This window comes from Paraburkholderia sp. SIMBA_054 (genome assembly GCF_046534875.1).
Taxonomy (GTDB): Bacteria; Pseudomonadota; Gammaproteobacteria; order Burkholderiales; family Burkholderiaceae; genus Paraburkholderia; species Paraburkholderia hospita.
On record NZ_JAWRXV010000082.1, the window covers coordinates 23,893 to 42,271 of the forward strand.

Below are 18,379 nucleotides of genomic sequence, written 5' to 3' on the forward strand. Positions count from 1 at the left end.
ACTGACTGCTGACCTAACCCTGTCTCCCAGATGACAAATCGGTCATTTACGAAATCGCGAAGCATCGCGGCCATTTATCCTCCGCGTTAGATGTCGGATTCGTAATGTCACAGTCACTAATCAGTAAGTGCCCCGCCTCCACACTGCGACCTTATGCATTGCCCGCGCGAGATCCGCGTCTGGGCGTACCGACAGATCATCGTCCAAGGAAACTCATGTGGATCGTCAAACTGGCCCTGCGGCGGCCTTACACATTTATCGTGCTGGCCGTGCTGCTCTTCATCATCGGGCCGCTCGCGATCCTGCGCACGCCGACGGATATCTTTCCGAACATCAATATTCCTGTCGTCAGCATCGTCTGGTCGTATAACGGCTTTTCCGCCGAGGACATGGCGCATCGGATCACGTCGAACTACGAGCGCGCGCTCACGACCGATGTCGACGATATCGAACATATCGAATCGCAATCTTTGAATGGCGTATCCGTGGTGAAGGTGTTCTTTCATCCGGGCGCCGACATCAACCGCGCGATTGCCGAGGCCGCGTCGAACTCCGCGTCGATTCTGCGCGTGCTGCCGCCAGGCACGCTGCCGCCGAACATCATCTCGTACAACGCATCGACGGTGCCTGTGCTGCAACTGGGTCTGTCGAGCAACACCCTGCCGGAACAGACGCTCTACGATCTGGGCAACAGCTTCATCCGCACGCAGCTCGCGACGATTCAAGGCGCGGCCGTGCCGTTGCCATACGGCGGCAAGATCCGCCAGATCATGGTCCAGCTCGATCCGAAAGCACTGCAGGCCAAAGGCCTCGCGCCCATCGACGTGGTCAACGCCGTCAACGCGCAAAGCCTGATTCTGCCGGGCGGCACGGCGAAGATCGGCGCGCGCGAATACAACGTCGAGATGAACGGCAGCACGAGCACGGTCGCCGCGCTCAACGATTTGCCCATCAAGACGGTCAACGGCAGCGTGGTCTATGTGCGCGACGTCGCGCATGTGATCGATGGCTATGCGCCGCAGACGAACATCGTGCGCAGCGACGGCAAGCGCGCAGCGCTCCTGCAAATCGAAAAGACGGGCAGCGCATCGACGCTCACCATCATCCAGCAAGTGAAGGCGATGTTGCCGAAGATCGCCGCCGGTCTGCCGAGCGCGCTGAAGATCACGCCGCTTTCCGATCAGTCGGTGTTCGTGAAGTCCGCGATTTCGGGCGTCGTGCGCGAAGCGCTGATCGCCGCGTGCCTGACGGCCGCGATGATCCTGCTGTTTCTCGGCAGCTGGCGCGCGACGTTGATCATCGCGGTGTCGATTCCGCTTGCCGTGCTCACCTCGCTGATTGCGCTGGCTGCCCTCGGACAGACCATCAACATCATGACGCTGGGCGGCCTTGCGCTCGCCGTCGGCATACTCGTCGACGATGCGACCGTAGCAATCGAAAACATCACGCATCACCTCGAAAACGGCGAGCCGCTGCACGACGCTATTCTGAACGGCTCGGGCGAAATCGCCGTGCCGACCTTCGTCTCGACGCTGTCGATCTGCATCGTGTTCGTGCCGATGTTTCTTCTTTCGGGCGTTGCGCGCTATCTGTTCGTGCCGCTGGCGGAAGCCGTCGTGTTCGCGATGTGTGCGTCGTACTTCTTCTCGCGCACGCTGATTCCGACACTCGCGATGTATCTGATGCGCGCGCCTTCGAAGAACGGTCACGCAGCAAAAGGACCCTTCGCGATCTTTGCGCGCTTTCAGGCAGGTTTCGAGCGTCGCTTCGAAGCACTGCGCCACGGCTACCACAACGTGCTGCAACGCGCGATCGCAAATCGCCGCCGTTTCATTCCGGTTTATCTCGCGCTGTGCTTCGCGTCGCTCGCGCTGATTCCGTTCGCCGGGCGCGACTTCTTCCCCGCCGTCGATACGGGCGAAATCCGCCTGCATCTGCGCGCACCAACGGGAACGCGCATCGAGCAGACAGCGCGTATCACCGATGAAGTCGAAGCAAAGATTCGCAGCGTGATTCCGAAGCCGGAACAGGCGGCCGTGCTCGACAACATCGGCGTGCCCGTGAGCGGCATCAACCTGACGTACGACTCGTCGGACCCAGTCGGCCCGGAAGACGCCGACATCATGATTACGCTGAAGCCCGATCACAAGCCGACGGCACAATACGTCGCGCAGTTGCGCAACGTGCTCGCACAATCGTTTCCAGGCGTGACGTTCGCGTTCCTGCCCGCCGACATCGTCAGCCAGATTCTGAACTTCGGCCTGCCCGCGCCTATCGACGTGCAGATCGTCGGCAACAAGCTCGATCAGAACCGCGTCGTCGCGGACAAACTGCTCGCGCAGATGCGCGGCGTGCGCGGTCTCGTCGATGCACGCATCCAGCAGCCCGGCGACGAGCCGACCATCGACATCAATGTCGATCGCACCAAGGCGATGCAGGCGGGCCTCACGCAGAAGGATGTCGCGCAGAACATGCTGATCGCGCTGTCGGGCAGCTCGCAGACCACGCCGAATTTCTGGCTCGATCCGAAGAACGGCGTCAGCTATCCGTTGCTGGCGGAAGTGCCGCAATACGACATTCACTCGCTGCAAACGCTCGCCAACATTCCATTGACGACGAACCAGGTGAGCGTCAATCCGCAGAATCAGCTGGGCACGCTCGGCACGATGTCGCGCACCATGCAGCAGGCCGTCGTGTCGCACTACAACGTGCAACCCGTGCTCGACATTTTCGCGTCGACGCAGGGGCGCGATCTGGGCGGCGTCGCAACTGACGTAACGAAGCTCGTCGACGCCGCGCGCGCGCAATTGCCGCCCGGCTCGTCGATCGTGATCCGCGGACAGGTGCAGTCGATGAACGAGTCGTTCGCGGGTCTCGGCGCCGGTCTCGTGTTTGCGATCGCGCTCGTCTATCTGCTGATGGTCGTGAATTTCCAGTCGTGGCTCGATCCGCTCATCATCATCAGCGGCTTGCCGGGGTCGCTGGCGGGCATCGCGTGGATGCTGTTCGCCACGCATACGACGCTCAGCGTCCCCGCGTTGACGGGCACGATTCTTTGCATCGGCATTGCCACCGCTAACAGCATTCTCGTCATCAACACCGCGCGCGAATCGCTCGCGAACGGCATGGCGCCGCTCGCCGCTGCGCTCGATGCAGGCTTCAACCGCTTCCGCCCCGTGCTGATGACGGCCCTCGCGATGCTGATCGGCATGCTGCCGATGGCGCTCGGACTTGGCGACGGCGGCGAGCAGAACGCGCCGCTCGGCCGCGCGGTGATCGGCGGTCTCGCGATCGGCACGGTGTCGACACTGTTGTTCGTGCCCGTCGTGTTCGGCATGGTGCACGCGTGGCTCGCGAAGCGCCGCGCAAAGCGTGCCGCCGATTCCGCCGAAGTGACCACACACGCCCAGTAAGGACTTTTCATGACCACGCCCAATCTGCCGACCGGTCACGAGCCATCGGCCAGCACCGACCTCGCGCTATCCAACGGCGCGCCTTTGCCCCACAAGCGGCGCTTCGTGCTGCCTGTCGCGCTCGCAGCCGTCGCTGCCGCGCTGCTCGCGATCGGCATCGTGCCGCGGCTTCACGCCAGCACGGCGCTCACGCAGCAGGTCGACGCGCAGCGCTATCTGAGCGTCGACGCGTTGACGCCAACGCGCGCGCCCGCATCGCAAGAACTGCTGTTACCGGGCAATGTGATGCCGTACGCCGATGCATCGATCTACGCGCGCACGAGCGGCTACATCCAGCACTGGTATGCGGATATCGGCGCGAAGGTCCAGGCGGGCCAAACGCTCGCCGATATCCAGACGCCGGAACTCGACGCGCAACTGCGTCAGGCGCGCGCCGACGAAGCGAACGCCAAAGCCAATTACAGCTTCGCGGACAGCACGGCGCAGCGCTGGCAGACGATGCTGCAAACGCAATCGGTCTCGCAACAGGACGCGAACGCGAAGACGAGCGACAGCGCGGCGAAGCTCGCCGCATGGCAGGCGGCGCAAGCGAACGTGGCGCGGCTCTCCGAACTGGTGTCGTACGAGAAAGTGACGGCGCCGTTCAACGGCGTCATCACCGCGCGCAAAGTCGATGTCGGCGCGCTGGTGACGGCGGGCGGCTCGCCCGGCATCGCGGCCAACGGCGGCGAGCTCTTTCATATCGAACAGACCGACCGTTTGCGCGTCTATGTCGACGTGCCGCAAAACGACGCGCAGAGCATCGCGCCGGGCACGAAGGTCTATCTGACGACGCAGCAATATCCGGGGCGTCAGTTCGACGCGAGCGTCGCGCGCAGCGCCGATTCGATCGACCCTGTGAGTCGCACGCTGCACGTCGAAGTCGATGTCGACAATCGCGACGGCGCGTTGCTGCCTGGCGCGTATGCGCAGGTTCATCTCGCGCTGGTTACGGCGCATCCCGCGCTCGAAGTGCCCGTCAGCGCCCTGCTGTTCCGGCCGGACGGCGTGACCGTCGCCGCGATCGGCAAGGACGACAAGGTGCAACTCAAGACGGTGACCATCGGCCGCGACTTCGGCACGTATGTCGAAGTCGCAACGGGGCTCGATGCGACCGACCGCGTCATCAACAATCCCGGCGACGCGATCAGCAACGGCGAAACGGTGCGCATCGCACCGGCGACGTCGGCGACGCCGGCGAAGCACAGTTAAGCGCGAGGCGAGACTCATCATGTTCAATGTCCGTGCGTCGCTGGTTCGCAAGTCGGTCGTCATTGCTGTCGCAAGCGCGCTGACGGCGTGTTCGACGCTGCCACACTACTCGCAGCCGCAAACGGCTGTTCCCGATCATTTCGCGAGCACGCCGCAGGCATCGGCGGGATGGACGCTCGCCTCGCCTGCCGACGCGCAGTCGCGCGGCCCGTGGTGGACGCTCTACGGCGACGACGAGCTGAACAAACTCGAAGCGCAGGTCGACGTGTCGAACCAGACCGTGGCCAAGGCCGTCGCGCAACTGGAAGCGGCGCGCGCGATGGTCGACTATCAGCGCGCCGGTTATGCGCCCACTGTGACGGCGGGAACGTCGGCGCAGCGCTTTCGAACCTCGCAGAACATCGTGCACCGGGGCCTGGCGGGCCATACCGTGCCCGATTTTTCGGTGGGCGTTGCGGCGAGCTGGGAGCCCGATCTGTTCGGTCGTGTAAAGGATGCGACGGTCAACGCGCGCGATAACGCGCAGGCCAGCGAAGCGGATCTGCAATCGGTGCGCCTTGCCGTCGCCGCCGATCTCGCCACCGACTATTTCGATCTGCGCTCGCTCGACCGGCAAAAGAAGCTGCTCGACGATACCGTCACCGCGTACGCGGCCGCGCTGCGCATCCTGCAACAGCAGTTGAACGACGGCGCAATCGATGCGTCGGCCGTCGCGCAGGCTCAAACGCAGCTTGAAAGCACGCGCACGCAGGACAGCGATATCGACGTGCAGCGCGCGCAGCTTCAGCACGCCATCGCGACGCTGATCGGGCAGCCCGCTTCGTCGTTTTCGCTGTCGCCCAAGGTCGAGACCATCGCGCTACCGCAGATTCCGGCAGGCGTGCCGTCGCAATTGCTTGAGCGCCGCCCCGACATCGCTGCCGCCGAGCGGCGCGTGGCCGCCGCGAACGCGCAGATCGGCCAGGCGCGCGCGGCGTTCTATCCGAATCTCACCCTGTCGGCGACAGCGGGGCTCGAAAGCACGTTCTTTGCGCCGTGGCTCACTGCGTCGAGTCTGTTCTGGTCGCTTGGCTCGCAGATCGCGGGCACGCTGTTCGACGGCGGACGCCGCACAGCGGCACTGAAGGGCGCGAACGCGCAGTATGACGGTACGGTCGCCGATTACCGGCAAACGGTACTGGTCGCATTTCAGCAGGTCGAAGACAACCTGTCGTCGCTCGATACGCTCGCGAACGAAGCCGACAGCCAGCAACGTGCAACGACAGCGGCAGACCTTTCGCTGAAGCTGACGTCCAATCGCTTTCAGGCAGGCGCGGTCAACTACCTCGATGTCGTCACGGCGCAGACCATCGCGTTATCCAATGAGCGTACGGCCGAGCAAATCGACGCGCGACGCATCGACGCAAGCGTGCGGTTGCTGAAGGCGCTGGGCGGCGGCTGGGATCGTGCCTCGTTGACGGATGCGCGCGCAACGGATTGACAGCCGCTAGCGCACACGTGGCGTGCAAATACGCGCTGTCGCGTGTTGTCTCGACTGCAGCGTCAATGACGGTCGTCGTAATATATGGCCGTTCATAACGCACCGGGGAAATCGTAATGCGCAAGCTGTTGTTGTCGGGAATCGTTTTGACGGGTCTTCTTTTTACGGGCGCCGCTTCCGCCGATGAAGGCAAGGTCGAGGTCCTGTACGCGGGTTCGCTGGTGAATCTGATGGAACGCAGCGTCAGTCCGGCTTTCGAAAAGGAAACAGGTCTGCATTTTCAGGGCTATGCGGCGGGCTCGAACCTGATCGCCAATCAGATCAAGGGCAAGCTGCGGCGCGGCGACGTGTTCATCAGCGCGAGCCCGACCGTCAACCCGGGCCTGATGGGCGCGGCGAACGGCGATCATGTCTCGTGGTACGTGACGTTCGCCGAGTCGCCGCTGATGATCGGCTACAACCCGCAAAGCCGCTTCGCCGCCGACTTCAAAAAGAAGCGCTGGGATGAAGTGCTGCAGGAGCCGGGCATTCGCATCGGGCGCACCGATCCGAAGCTCGATCCGAAGGGCGCCTTCACGGTCCAGATGATGACGAAGGCGGCTGAGCTCTATAAACATCCGGACCTCGTCGAGAAGACGCTCGGCGATCCGGAGAACCCCGCGCAGGTGTTGCCCGAAGAGACGCTGGTCGGGCGGCTGCAATCGGGTCAGCTCGATGCAGGCTTCTTCTATTCGACGGAGACCTCCGATCTGAAGATTCCCGCGCTGCGCCCCGCGCCCGAGCTTCAAGCGAAGGCCAGCTATACGCTGACTATCCTCAATGACGCGCCCAATCAGGCGGGCGCGGCGCGCTTCGTCGACTTTCTGCTGAGCGCGTCCGGTCGTGCGTTGCTGAAGCAGCATGGCGTCGATATCGTCAAGCCGGTCGTGACGGGTAACGCGCAAGCCGTGCCGTCGTCCGTGCAAGCCGTGCTCGACGCCGCGCAATGACACGCAAGACCGCGCGGCCGCTGCTGTGGCTTGCCTGCCTGCTCGCCGTCTATCTGTGCGCGCCGTTCATCGCGAGCATTCCACAGGTTGGTCACGCGGACTGGACGGGCGTCGACTGGCGCGGCACGTGGTCGGCTGTGGCGGTCTCGGCGGGCAGCGCAAGTGTCGCGGCGCTCGTGATCCTGATAGGCGGCGTGCCGCTCGGCTACTGGCTGTCGCGTTCGACGTCGCGCGGCATGGCGCTGCTCGGCTTTATCGTGCAGTTGCCGCTGGCGCTGCCGCCACTGACGAGCGGCATTTTGCTGCTGTTTCTACTCGGGCCGTATAGCTGGCTCGGTCGACTGACGAACGGCGCCCTCACCGATTCGTTCGCGGGCATCGTGCTCGCCGAAACGTTCGTGGCTGCGCCGTTTCTGGTCGTCGCGGCGCGCTCGGCGTTCGCTGCGATCGATCCCGTCTACGAAGACGTCGCGGCCACGCTCGGACATCGCGCGGCAAGCCGCTTTTTCCGCGTGATGCTGCCCATCGCCTGGCCGTCGATCCGCGCCGGTCTGGTGCTCGCGTGGCTGCGTGCGTTCGGCGAATTCGGCGCGACGGTGATGGTTGCCTATCATCCGTATTCGCTGCCTGTGTACACGTACGTCGTATTCGGCGGCCAGGGCTTGCCCGCGATGATGCCGTTGTTGCTGCCGACACTCGTCATCGCCGTGTTGTGCGCGGCGCTCTCGGTGGCGTGGCGTGATGGTCGTCCGAGCCTGTTCGATACTGTCGAAAACGGCGATGCGTCGGACCAACAGGCGCGGGTTGAAGCGCGCCTTGGCCTGCCGAATCCACGTCTCGCGTTCGCGCTTAAACGTCATCTCGGCGCGTTCGATCTCGACATCGAATGGACGCCTTCGACACGGCGGCTCGCGATCATTGGCCCGTCGGGTTCGGGTAAATCGCTCGCGCTGAAGTTGATCGCTGGCCTTGAACACAATGAAGCGGGGTTCGTGCGCTTCGGCGAAACGCAACTGGATGCGCTGCCGCCCGAGCAGCGCCACATCGGCTATGTGCCGCAGGACTACGGGCTGTTTCCGCACATGACGCTGAAGCGCCAGTTGTCGTTTCCCGTCGATGCGGATGCCGCGAGCGCGCGTTATTGGACCGAACATCTTGGACTGTCGGCGCTGATGGATCGCTTGCCGCGTCAGCTATCGTTCGGTCAGCGGCAGCGCGTCGCGCTGGCGCGCGCGCTTTCGCGGCACAGCCAGCTCTTGTTATTCGATGAGCCGTTTTCCGCGCTCGATACACCGCGCCGTCGCCGGCTTCAACAGGCGCTGCGCGCGTTGCAGCACGAAATTTCGGCCGTCACCGTGCTCGTCACGCACGATCCCGACGAAGCCGCATTGCTCGCGGATGAAGTGCTCGTCATCGAGCGTGGGCGCGTGCTGCAGGCAGGCGCCGTCGATCACGTTTTCCGTCAGCCCGCGTCACTGCAGGTCGCGGCGCTGCTTGGATTGCATAACGTGGGCGAAGGCGCGATACGCGCGCCGGGTTCGATCGAAACCGCGTCGGGGCTCGCGATCGACACGGCGGACCGAGCCATTCCTGTCGGCCAGCGGGTGATGTGGCGTGTCGCGCCGTCTTCGATTGCGATCGCGGCGGACGGCGCGCACGTCGGAAATATCGATTCCGTCGAGCTACGGCACGGCGATCTGTTCGCGGTCGCGGATATCGGCGGCATGCGCTTCGATATCGCTTGCGATGCCGAACCGGCGCATGTGCTACAACGCGGCCCCGCGCGCTTTGCAATCGATCCGCGCGGCGTCAGCGTGTGGACCAGTGGCACGCGCGTCACGCCACCGGAAAGCCTCTTATCGATTGCCTCACAGCCGTAGCCGTCGCGTCAGGTCAACACGACGATCTTTCCGTTCGCTTCGTTTCGCTCCATACAGCGATGCGCCTCGACAATTTCGTCCAGGCGAAACACCTTGCCGACGTTGATGCGCAACTGGTCTCGCTCGATCATGCGAATCAGGCGTGCAAAAGGTGTCGTGACGAATTCCTGTGAACCGCCGTTGTAGACGGTCAGCTTCACTGTGCTCGGAATGGCTTCCAGCGGATCGAAATCGTCGAAGGTCCACGCGTTGCCGACGATGCCCGTCATGCAGACAATTCCATTCGGTCGCGCGCAACGCAGCGAGTCCTTCAAGGTCGTCGTCCCGACGAGGTCGATTACCTTGTCGACGCCGCCGCCCGGAAGTGCTTTGACTTCCTCCACGATGCTGCCCGAATCGATCACGACTTCGTCGGCGCCGTTTTGCAGCAGAAATGGCCCTTTGGATGCATTGCGCGTGGTCGAGATCACGTACGCGCCCGCATGCTTCGCCAGCGCTGCGGCTGCAAGGCCGATGGAAGTCGTCCCGCCACGGATCAGCAAGCGATCTCCGTGTTGCAGTCCGAGCGCCCTCGATAGCGATCCCCATGCTGTTTGCAGCATCTCGGGCAACGCGCCGAGTTTTTCCCACGGCAGGTTCGCGTCGAACTTCTGGATCTGGCTTGCCGGCACACAGGTGTATTCCGCGTAGCCGCCATCGAACTGACGCCCCATGCCGCCCATCGCCGTGGCCACTACATCGTCCTTTTGAAATTCGCCGCCGGGCGCGTCTTCAACGACACCGACGGCTTCGATTCCCAGAATGCGTGGAAAGCTCACGTCCGGTGAAAACCCACGGCGCGTGAAGAGTTCGGAACGGTTCAGCCCAAACGCCTTGACGCGAATGAGCACCTGGCCGACTTTAGGCACAGGCACCATGCGTTCTTCGAGCCTTAACGCCTCCGGTCCGCCAGGTGTACGGATGACTACAGCCGTCATCGTCGCCATGACTGTCTCCCTTGTGTAGTTTTCCGGATGTCGATTCGACGCGGCACGGCGTGTGTGCCGCGCGCGATGAAAAATTCGCGGTTATTCGGAGATTTCTCTCGTTGTGGCGATACTCAACTGATCAACGTATGGCTTCCATGACGTAGATCATGAAAGCACGCTGTTTTGATGGCGATTCACAACCGGCGCGGGTAGCGAACGTGCTATATGCCCGCGTCCCGAATTGCAATGTCACGCCTTCGGAGGCGACATCTGGCGGAACGCGTTTGGGTCGATGCCATGGCGAGTAATCTTGTCGTACAGAGTTTCACGCGGCAAACCCAGCTGTTCAGCAGCCCTGATCACCTGTCCACCTGCACCGCGCAGCGCTTCCTCGATATAGCCGCGCTCCGCACGCACCATCCGCGATGCGAGCGAATCGGCGCCTGCGGGAGGCTGCGGCAAGCCATCATCGAGGCCGAGCGTAAAGCGCTCCGCTACGTTCTTCAGTTCGCGGACATTGCCCGGCCAGTCATGCAGTTGCCAACGCATCATGTCTTCCGACGTCCAGGCGGGTTCGGGTTTGCCGTATCGCGCGCACGCTGCCCGCACGAAGTGGGCGAACAGTTCGGGAATATCGTCGGCGCGCTGCCGCAACGGAGGCAGTTCGATCGACACGACGGCACACGCAAATCCGCAATTCATTGAGGGTCAGGTATGGCGTTTGCTGCATTCCCGCCGGATTCCCTCTTCCTGAATTGAACACGTTATGTGTGGCCGCAACGGACCGCGTCCGCGATCCATTACCCAAGACGTTCGTCGACATGACAAAGCTCCCGGTCTACGCCAGCCTCGCCTATCTCATCTGCAGCGCGCCAGCCGCCCTGGCGCAAACGCCGTCGCCCCTTGGCGAATGGCAATACTCCGCAGGTATCCCACTCGACAAGCTGTTCCAGCCGAACAACCGGCCCGATTGGGAGGCGCGGATCGGTATCGGTTCAACGTTCGAGCCGCGCTACGACGGATCCAACCGCTATCACACGCTGGTTGGGCCAAGTACCGACATCCGCTACAAGGACCTCGCTTTCCTTTCGACAGGCGAAGGGCTGGGCGTCAATGTTCTGCAAGGCCCGAACTGGCGCGTGAGCATCGCGGCCGTCTACGATCTTGGCCGGCGCGCGCACGACGATCCCTCACGACTCGATGGCCTTGGCAATATCAATCCAGCGCCCGAGGTCAAGCTGGCCGGGGAATATGTGATTTCGAAGGAGTTTCCGCTGGTGTTTCGCGGCGCGGTGACGCGTAGCTTCGGTGGGTCCAACGGATGGGTCGCGGACCTCGGCGCGTATATGCCGTTGCCGGGCAGTTCGGAGAGTTTCTTCTGGTTCGCCGGACCGTCGGTGACTTTTGCCGACTCGAAGTATATGAATAGCTGGTTCGGCGTGAATGCGATGCAGGCGGCGAATTCCCAATACTCGCAATACGACGCCAGCGCGGGGCTGAAATCGGCAGGGTTCGGCGTCACGATGATCTGGTTCGTCAACAAGCATTGGTTCGTGACGGCGGATGGTGCGCTCAAACGGTTGTTGGGCAGCGCGGCCAACAGCCCGATCACGCAGACAAAGACGAACGGCGTGTGCGATGTGTCGATCAATTATCAGTTTTAGGGTGTTTCGGATCAGGGGTTCGCGCTTCGAGGGATTGTCGTAGCGCGGACGGGAGATGGGTGTTGGGCGGTCTGTTTCGGTCGTTTTTATCCCTTCGAATTACCTGGTGATCCTTACGGTCGATTTGGAGACAGCGCTCGAGTAGCGCCCGCCGGGCAGTTGGCGAGACGCTTTTGGGGCTGTTTTTGGCAGGTTTCCTGGCTCCGCGAATGAGTGAATGCAAGCGCTTGCTGGTCGAAAACGGACTAGCGGCTGGTGATGTTGGCCGTAGGTTTGCGTCGCGTGCGACCCGCTTTTGGCGTTGAGCGGGTAACGGCACGCGATTATTTACCGTAAATAGACGGCGGATCGGCGTGATGTCCCCGCTTGGGGTGACCCTGGTCTCGATGCGCTGCTGTCTGCAGGGCATCCGCGCGAATGTCCCCATCTAGGGTGACCGGTGTGAGCGATTCTTTAGAAACGGCGTGTCTGTATTGCCGTTCAAGGCTGCTAAGGCGGGATGGAAGCCCTTTCCGCCGCGCCATCACGGCAGAATCGGTTCAATGTCCCCATTCGGGGTGGCGTCCGGTGCCGCAAAGGACAACGCGTCCAATTGTCCCCAACTGGGGCGACAGATTCTGGCGAGCACCGAACTGGCTGGCACTTATTTACGATAAATACACGGGCCGCCCGTTTGCGATTTTGCGATTCAAGAAAATTGCGTTTTGCACTCAGAGAGTTAGCTCTGGTTGCTGTTAACGCGTCGAGCTTTGTTCGATTTGCACGACCTCTGAATGTTTGCTTTGCAATCGAATCTCTCGGTAGGAAACAGCAGCAAAAGCGCGGCGATTGTCCCCGGATGGGGTGTATTGAGGTTTGTATACCGTTTGGTAAACAACGTTTACTTCGTTTACACACCTAGAACCCTTATCCAGTAAGGCTTTCCAGACGTAAACGTCCCCGGTTGGGGCGTTAACTGTCCCTGTTCGGGGTGTCACTTCCGGCTATACGTCCCCGTCTGGGGCGTTTCGCGACCCCAAATGCGGCGGAAGCGTCCCCGTTTGTGGTGAATCGATCGAAAGGGGTGTGGATAGGTCTCGTCGCGCAACGCAAATTGGGACGTTTCAACTTTCTCGTCGAACAGATGTCCCGTATGGTGATTGCGCGGTGGGGTCATTTAGAGCACAATCCCGGGCATGCCCAGATCTTCACCGACTGAGGTTCGTACTGAAAGCGTCAAAAAGCACGTGGCGGCCATCCACACGAGCGGCGAACTTTCGCTGCTGGAGCGCAAGCTGTCCAACGTGCTGCTACTGCATTCATACGACAACCTTCTGAACACGAGAACCCACCGTCTACCGGTGCGGACGCTCATGCTCGTGCTCGGCTGGACCGAAAGCGAAAACACCGAAAAGCTTCGAGAAGCGCTCAAGCAGCTTGCCACCACGGCCGTCGAGTTCAACGTCATGGACGACGGCCGGGAACGGTGGAGCGTTATGCCGATTCTGTCGTTTGCGGAGATTCGCGCGGGCGTCTGCTCATATCGCTACGACGAGGCGCTGGCGGAAAAGCTATTCGATCCGTCGATTTACGCGACCGTCAATCTCGGCGTGCAGCGCAAATTTTCGAAGTCGCATGCGTTGACGCTTTACGAAAACTGCCTGCGTTTTCAGAAGGTTGGCTCGACCGGCTGGATCGAACTACCCGTCCTTCGGAAACTGCTGGGTGCGACCCAGGAGTATTACGACGATTTTCGCCGACTGAACAGCAAGGTGATTCAGAAGGCCGTGAAGGAGATCAACGACGTCTCAGACATTAACGTCGACGTCGAATATCAGCGCCTCGGAAGGTCAGTGACGGGTGTGAAGTTTCTTATCCGGCAAGGCGCGCAGCAGTCGCTTCTTACGCCTGAGACAGAAGACGAGTTCGCGCACGTGCGTGACAGCGAAATCTATCGGAAGCTTCGGGCTCACGGGATTGGCGACAAGCTGGCGCTCAGTTTCGTCATCGAGGACGAGGAGCGGGCCCGTCTGGTTGTGCAGTTGGCGGAAGAGAAAGACCGCAAAGGTCAGATTAAGCGTTCTACAGCCGGCTTTATTCGCACGCTGATCGAAAATAAGGCAGATGTTTCTGAGCCGGAATACGAAAAAGAAAAGCGAGAAAAGGCTCAGAAGCAGGCGGCGGCAGCGCGCACGCGCACGCTCGACGCCCGCATGCAGGAATTGCGGATCGACTTCGATCGCCTCCAGTGCGCCTCGGCCGTCAAGGTGCTGACGCAGGATGAGAAGCGCGCGTTTGCCCGACAGTTCGTCGAAGGCGACGGAGCGAAGTATGCGCGTGAGTTCCGCCCGGATAGCCCGGGACTCTTTTCCGGCTCCGTGGGACGTGTGAATTTCGCGTCGTGGCTGAGAAACCGCGTGCGTCCGGAATTCGACGCGACAAAGTTCGACGGTTGGCTTTCTGAGAATCACCAGGAAGTTTCGTTGCAACGGAATTCATAAAAATAGCGATTTTCCGTTGAGCGGATGGCTTTCTGTCGAGCCATCTGATATAAGCTGACTGCATCGTCTTTTGCGGATCAGCTAATGAACATCACTATTCAAGACATCGTCGATCAGGCCGCTCGCGCGACTGACATCGTCTCGCAGGTTCGGGGTCGCATGCTGGCCCCGAACGCACGCAAAAACCCTCCTGTTTTTAACGCTTCGCAGCTCGCTGCGCTGTGTGAAGTCGACAAGAGTCAAATCACTTATCGCACGTCGAAGGGGGACCTTCCCCCGGGCACCGTCAATGCAACGGGCTCGCGGCGCGAATTCTCCTTGGTGGAAGCCCGCGAATGGGTACGCGCCTACCGCGGCAACGCGCTGCGGCCGGCGAAGGCGCCGGCCATGACAGTCGCCATCGGTAACTTCAAGGGCGGCGTCAGTAAGACGACGACGGCGATGACGCTCGCACAGGGTTTGAGTCTGCGCGGTCATCGCGTGCTCGTGATCGACACCGACCCGCAGGGTTCGCTGACGACGCTGTTCGGCATTCTTCCCGATACCGAAGTCGAGGAAGATTCGACGATCACGGCCTTGGCGACGGGCGATCAAACGAGCATCGAATACGCGATCCGCGAGACCTATTGGGATGGCATCGATCTCGTGCCCGCGTCGTCGTCGCTCTTCAACGTGGAATTCATCTTGCCGAGCCGGCAGATGAAGGAACCGGACTTCGAATTCTGGAACGTGTTGAATACGAGCCTCGAGCAGGCGCGCAGCAACTATGACGTGATCATCATCGACACGCCGCCGGCGCTGAGCTACGGCACCGTCAACGCATTCATGGCCGCCGATGGCCTGATCGTTCCGACGCCGCCGAATGCGCTCGACTTCGCCAGCTCGGCGCAATTCTGGACACTCTTTAGCGATCTCGCGTCGAACCTCACGGCAGAAACGAACACGGACAAATCGTTCGAGTTCATCCACGTGCTGCTTTCGCGCGTGGACCCTGCTGATGCAGCGGCGGGCGTCGTGCGCGAATGGATCTCGGCGACGTATGCGGAGAAGGTTCTGCCCGTCGAGATTCCGAAGACCGCGGTGACGGCGGCAAGCTCGGCTGAGTTCGGCACCGTGTACGACATTTCCCGATACGACGGCAACGCGAAGACGTACCGAAGGGCGCGCGAAGCCTATGACCGTGTGACGGAGATCGTCGAGCAATCCATTGTGGCCTTCTGGGCGAAGTCAGAATAAAGGGAGGAGTAAATGTCGATCAAGGACAGGCTTGCGAAGAAGACGGGGGACTTGATGGTTCCTGCCCCGTCCCAGGAGGCGGGAAGGAATGCATCACCGCGTACGGCGCCGGGGCAGATGCTGGCGTTTCGCAGCGCGATGCGGGAGAGCTCTGATCGGGTCTCGCAGCTGGAAGCCCAGCTCAAGGAGTACGACGGCGCCGTTGCGATCCGTGCGCTCGATCCGAAGACGATCCAGGCGTCGAAATGGGCGAACCGCCAGGATTTCGGCGACGAGAGTTTTGCCGAACTCAAGTCGCTGATCGCGGAGGCGGGCGGTAATACGCAACCGATCAAGGTGCGTCCTTCGGGCGACGGTGAAGGATACGAGATTGTGTTCGGGCATCGCCGGCATCGCGCGTGTCTGGAGCTCGATTTGCCGGTGAACGCGATCGTCGACGGCGAGATCACTGAGCAAGGCCAGTTTGTCCAGATGGATCAGGAGAACCGCGCGCGGAAGAACCTGAGTCCGTGGGAACAGGGCGTCTGGTACAAGCGTGCGCTCGACGACAAGTTGTGGCCGTCGCAGAACGCGATGGCGAAGGCGTGTGGTCTGTCGCAGGGGAATATTTCCAGCGCGCTTCTCGTGGCCGAGCTTCCGGCCGAGGTGGTTGGTGCGTTTCCGTCGCCGCACGATATCCAGTTTCAGGCTGCGCGGAAGCTGTCGGTCGCGCTCAAGAAAGCAGCCGACGAGATCGTGCAGCGGGCGGTAGAGCTTGTCGAGGATTCGTCGCGGACGGCTCCTGAGGTGCTTTCTGCGTTGCTGGCGGCGGCTCGTCCTGCGGCTCCTGTTCGAAAGGAAGAGGAGGTTGGGATAGAGCGAAAGGGCGAACTGCTGGTGATTCGTCTGCGTGCTAGCGGTGTGCCGCAAGATCGCGTCGAAGAGTTGCGGCAGTTGATTACCGGGTTTCTGGAGGACGTGCAGTCGGCAGCTGATTGAGGTTTTGGCGGGGTGCCTGGCTGATCGGCGGTGGGCACCCGGCCTGATGTGGTTTGTTTGTGTTTCGGTTGTTGGATGGCTTTCCCTAGCGGCGTTTATTTTTGATGACGCCGCTTCTCTTCTCGGTCGTTCGACCGGTCTCTTCTTCACTCTCCCCGATTTGATCCAGCACGGCGCTTCCGCTGGCTGGCGTGCTTTGGCGTGGCGTTGCTCGTGAGGGGCTTTACGCTACGACGATTCTTCGCGCGGCGCTTGTGGGCGGGATTTCCTTGATCGGGCCCGTGACGTCGTGTGCGCGGTGGGCCCTCGGCCTGATGTGGCTTGTTTGTGTTTCGGTAGCTGGATGCCTTTCCCTAGCGGCGTTCATTTTTGGTGACGCCGCTTCTCTTCTCGGTCGTTCGACCTCTCTTCCTCACTCGCCGCGATTTGGTCCAGCACGGCGCCGCCGGCCGGCGTGCTTTGGCGTTGCGTTGCTCGTGGGGGCGTTGCGCTACGACGATTCTTCGCTCGGCGCTTGTGGGTGGGATTTCCTTGATCGGGGCCGTGACGTCGTGTGCGCGGTGGGCCCCCCGGCCTGATGTGGCTTGTTTTGTTTCGGTAGTTGAATGCTTTCCCCTTGCGGCGTTTGTTTTGGTGACGCCGCTTTTCTTCTCGGTCGTTCGACGTCTCTTCCTCACTCTCCGCGATTTGGTCCAGCACGGCGCTTCCGCCAGTTGGGGTACTTCGGCGCGGCGTTGCTGGTGGGTGGTGCTTCAGACTCTGGCGATGGTTCGCGGCTCTTTGGGGTGGGATTTCGTTGGTCGGGCCCGTCGCGTCGTGTGTGCGTGTTGCGTCGCGGAGGGCCCGGCGAGCGCGCTTGCTGGTTCGCTTGTTTAGGGGCTTCGCGGGGGAATGCTTCGTAGATGTTTGGGAGAGTGTCGGGTTATTTACGGTAAATAAGGCTGCGGACGTGGCCGAGTGTGCGCAGAAGGTGCGATCTCCTGCGGCTTTGCATTGGGAAAAATGCACGAGGAATTCGCCTCGATTGAAAGTCCGACGTGAACGCTAAGTCGGGCGGGCATAGGGCTATTTACCGTAAATAACCTGCGCTAGTTGGCGCCGTGCACTAGTCATCGCGTCCCAGAGATATTTACCGTAAATAGCTGCCCTACGGGCGCGTCCGTGAAAATGACAAATGGACTTCGACCGAATCCCGGTGTGGTGCGCTGATACGCCGTGGCGAGCTGCCGTGTTCTGAGAGGAACGAGCGCGTCAGATACTGGAAGCTCGTCTGGTCATGAAAGACGGCTCGTGTTTGCTGCTCGAAGGCGCGCGGGTCGCCGTGAAGGGCGACTGCCAGTGCACTTCGCCGCACGATATCCGCAGGGCAGATTGTGTAGATGAGACGCCAACGTAGGCCAATCGCGATCGATCAAAAATGACGCTTTCCGATTCTGGGGAATATGGTCAGCGGTCGAACTTCTCCCTCGAGACCCGGCGCGAGAAGTCACACCTCAGGAGTGGACCATGCGCTATCAGTCCACATGCCACGTACACAGAGCGTTAATCGTCTCCGATAAATTATGACCGGACCATAAGCTGGAAGACGTCGAACACTCAGCCGTAGTCTTCGAAGCCACGGTCAGCCGCGCTGTCGTAGGCGAACTGACGACGTGGGCTCCGGTGATACTGCGGTTCTTCGCTTGTCACATGTCACATCAACGGCGGCGGTCGTGCGGCGACCGAAGGCACTTTCGTCGAACCACCTCTACGTTCTGCCCACGGCATTGATGGGCACGCGGTGGATGCGGTTGTGGATGACATGGGACGACGATTGAGCTGATGCAGGGATTCCGACGAGAACCCACTTTCCACGTTCGGCGCCCGTCGGGATCTCCATGGCCGAGGCAAGATCATTTGCGATAACGGCCGCAGCCAGACCTCCGGAGCGAATTAGGCTCTGGCGCCGCACACGTTGCAGCGACAGCGACAGCGACAGCGACAGCGACAGCGACAGCGACAGCGACAGCGACAGCGACAGCGACAGCGACAGCGACAGCG

The 18,379-nt window shown here is 61.5% G+C and carries 11 protein-coding genes and 1 pseudogene; 9 read left to right on the forward strand and 3 right to left on the reverse strand.

What is annotated here, in order from left to right; genetic code table 11:
* Positions 1–215: 215 nt before the first annotated feature.
* The 5 genes from SB822_RS48905 (at position 216) to SB822_RS48925 (ending at position 9,013) form a co-directional block, all read left to right on the forward strand.
* Positions 216–3,413: an efflux RND transporter permease subunit gene (locus tag SB822_RS48905; RefSeq protein WP_009771381.1), complete on the forward strand. Its 3,198-nt coding sequence runs from the start codon at positions 216–218 to the stop codon at positions 3,411–3,413.
* A 9-nt stretch (positions 3,414–3,422) separates the two neighbouring features.
* Positions 3,423–4,664, forward strand: a complete 1,242-nt coding sequence (locus SB822_RS48910) for an efflux RND transporter periplasmic adaptor subunit (RefSeq protein WP_009771380.1) — start codon at positions 3,423–3,425, stop codon at positions 4,662–4,664.
* 19 nt (positions 4,665–4,683) lie between these two features.
* Positions 4,684–6,144, forward strand: a complete 1,461-nt coding sequence (locus tag SB822_RS48915) for an efflux transporter outer membrane subunit (RefSeq protein WP_079490748.1) — start codon at positions 4,684–4,686, stop codon at positions 6,142–6,144.
* A gap of 116 nt (positions 6,145–6,260) precedes the next feature.
* Positions 6,261–7,133: an extracellular solute-binding protein gene (locus SB822_RS48920; protein WP_410858133.1), complete on the forward strand. Its 873-nt coding sequence runs from the start codon at positions 6,261–6,263 to the stop codon at positions 7,131–7,133.
* On the forward strand, positions 7,130–9,013 hold the full coding sequence (locus tag SB822_RS48925) for an ATP-binding cassette domain-containing protein (RefSeq protein ID WP_410858134.1): 1,884 nt from the start codon (positions 7,130–7,132) through the stop codon (positions 9,011–9,013). Before SB822_RS48920 ends, SB822_RS48925 begins: the two co-directional genes overlap by 4 nt.
* An 8-nt stretch (positions 9,014–9,021) precedes the next feature.
* On the opposite strand, the gene SB822_RS48930 is transcribed toward SB822_RS48925, so the two are convergent.
* Both SB822_RS48930 and SB822_RS48935 read right to left on the reverse strand, forming a co-directional pair.
* Positions 9,022–9,999, reverse strand: a complete 978-nt coding sequence (locus tag SB822_RS48930) for a zinc-binding alcohol dehydrogenase family protein (RefSeq protein ID WP_410858135.1) — start codon at positions 9,997–9,999, stop codon at positions 9,022–9,024.
* Positions 10,000–10,230: 231 nt separating this feature from the next.
* Positions 10,231–10,671, reverse strand: a pseudogene (locus SB822_RS48935) (helix-turn-helix domain-containing protein); the annotation flags it as partial.
* Positions 10,672–10,802: 131 nt separating this feature from the next.
* Here SB822_RS48935 and SB822_RS48940 point away from each other — a divergent pair.
* From SB822_RS48940 to SB822_RS48955, 4 genes are all read left to right on the forward strand, one after another.
* Positions 10,803–11,645 (forward strand): MipA/OmpV family protein, encoded by an 843-nt coding sequence (locus SB822_RS48940; RefSeq protein WP_086915675.1) that lies wholly within the window; start codon positions 10,803–10,805, stop codon positions 11,643–11,645.
* Positions 11,646–12,820: 1,175 nt separating this feature from the next.
* Positions 12,821–14,125, forward strand: coding sequence for a replication initiation protein (locus SB822_RS48945; RefSeq protein WP_007738300.1), 1,305 nt, complete (start codon positions 12,821–12,823; stop codon positions 14,123–14,125).
* A gap of 84 nt (positions 14,126–14,209) precedes the next feature.
* On the forward strand, positions 14,210–15,361 hold the full coding sequence (locus SB822_RS48950; RefSeq protein WP_007738302.1) for a ParA family protein: 1,152 nt from the start codon (positions 14,210–14,212) through the stop codon (positions 15,359–15,361).
* Positions 15,362–15,373: 12 nt separating this feature from the next.
* Entirely contained in the window at positions 15,374–16,339 is a 966-nt protein-coding gene (locus tag SB822_RS48955; protein WP_007738304.1) for a ParB/RepB/Spo0J family partition protein, read from the forward strand.
* A gap of 1,747 nt (positions 16,340–18,086) precedes the next feature.
* Here SB822_RS48955 and SB822_RS48960 read toward each other — a convergent pair.
* The coding region (locus SB822_RS48960) for a hypothetical protein (protein ID WP_410858136.1) at positions 18,087–18,379 on the reverse strand (293 nt) is incomplete at its 5' end.

Bases quoted from the DNA above. Each gene is read 5' to 3' on its own strand.
- SB822_RS48905 (WP_009771381.1), top strand. From the start codon at position 216: ATGTGGATCGTCAAACTGGCCCTGCGGCGGCCTTACACATTTATCGTG.
- SB822_RS48910 (WP_009771380.1), top strand. From the start codon at position 3,423: ATGACCACGCCCAATCTGCCGACCGGTCACGAGCCATCGGCCAGCACC.
- SB822_RS48915 (WP_079490748.1), top strand. From the start codon at position 4,684: ATGTTCAATGTCCGTGCGTCGCTGGTTCGCAAGTCGGTCGTCATTGCT.
- SB822_RS48920 (WP_410858133.1), top strand. From the start codon at position 6,261: ATGCGCAAGCTGTTGTTGTCGGGAATCGTTTTGACGGGTCTTCTTTTT.
- SB822_RS48925 (WP_410858134.1), top strand. From the start codon at position 7,130: ATGACACGCAAGACCGCGCGGCCGCTGCTGTGGCTTGCCTGCCTGCTC.
- SB822_RS48930 (WP_410858135.1), bottom strand. From the start codon at position 9,999: ATGGCGACGATGACGGCTGTAGTCATCCGTACACCTGGCGGACCGGAG.
- SB822_RS48940 (WP_086915675.1), top strand. From the start codon at position 10,803: ATGACAAAGCTCCCGGTCTACGCCAGCCTCGCCTATCTCATCTGCAGC.
- SB822_RS48945 (WP_007738300.1), top strand. From the start codon at position 12,821: ATGCCCAGATCTTCACCGACTGAGGTTCGTACTGAAAGCGTCAAAAAG.
- SB822_RS48950 (WP_007738302.1), top strand. From the start codon at position 14,210: ATGAACATCACTATTCAAGACATCGTCGATCAGGCCGCTCGCGCGACT.
- SB822_RS48955 (WP_007738304.1), top strand. From the start codon at position 15,374: ATGTCGATCAAGGACAGGCTTGCGAAGAAGACGGGGGACTTGATGGTT.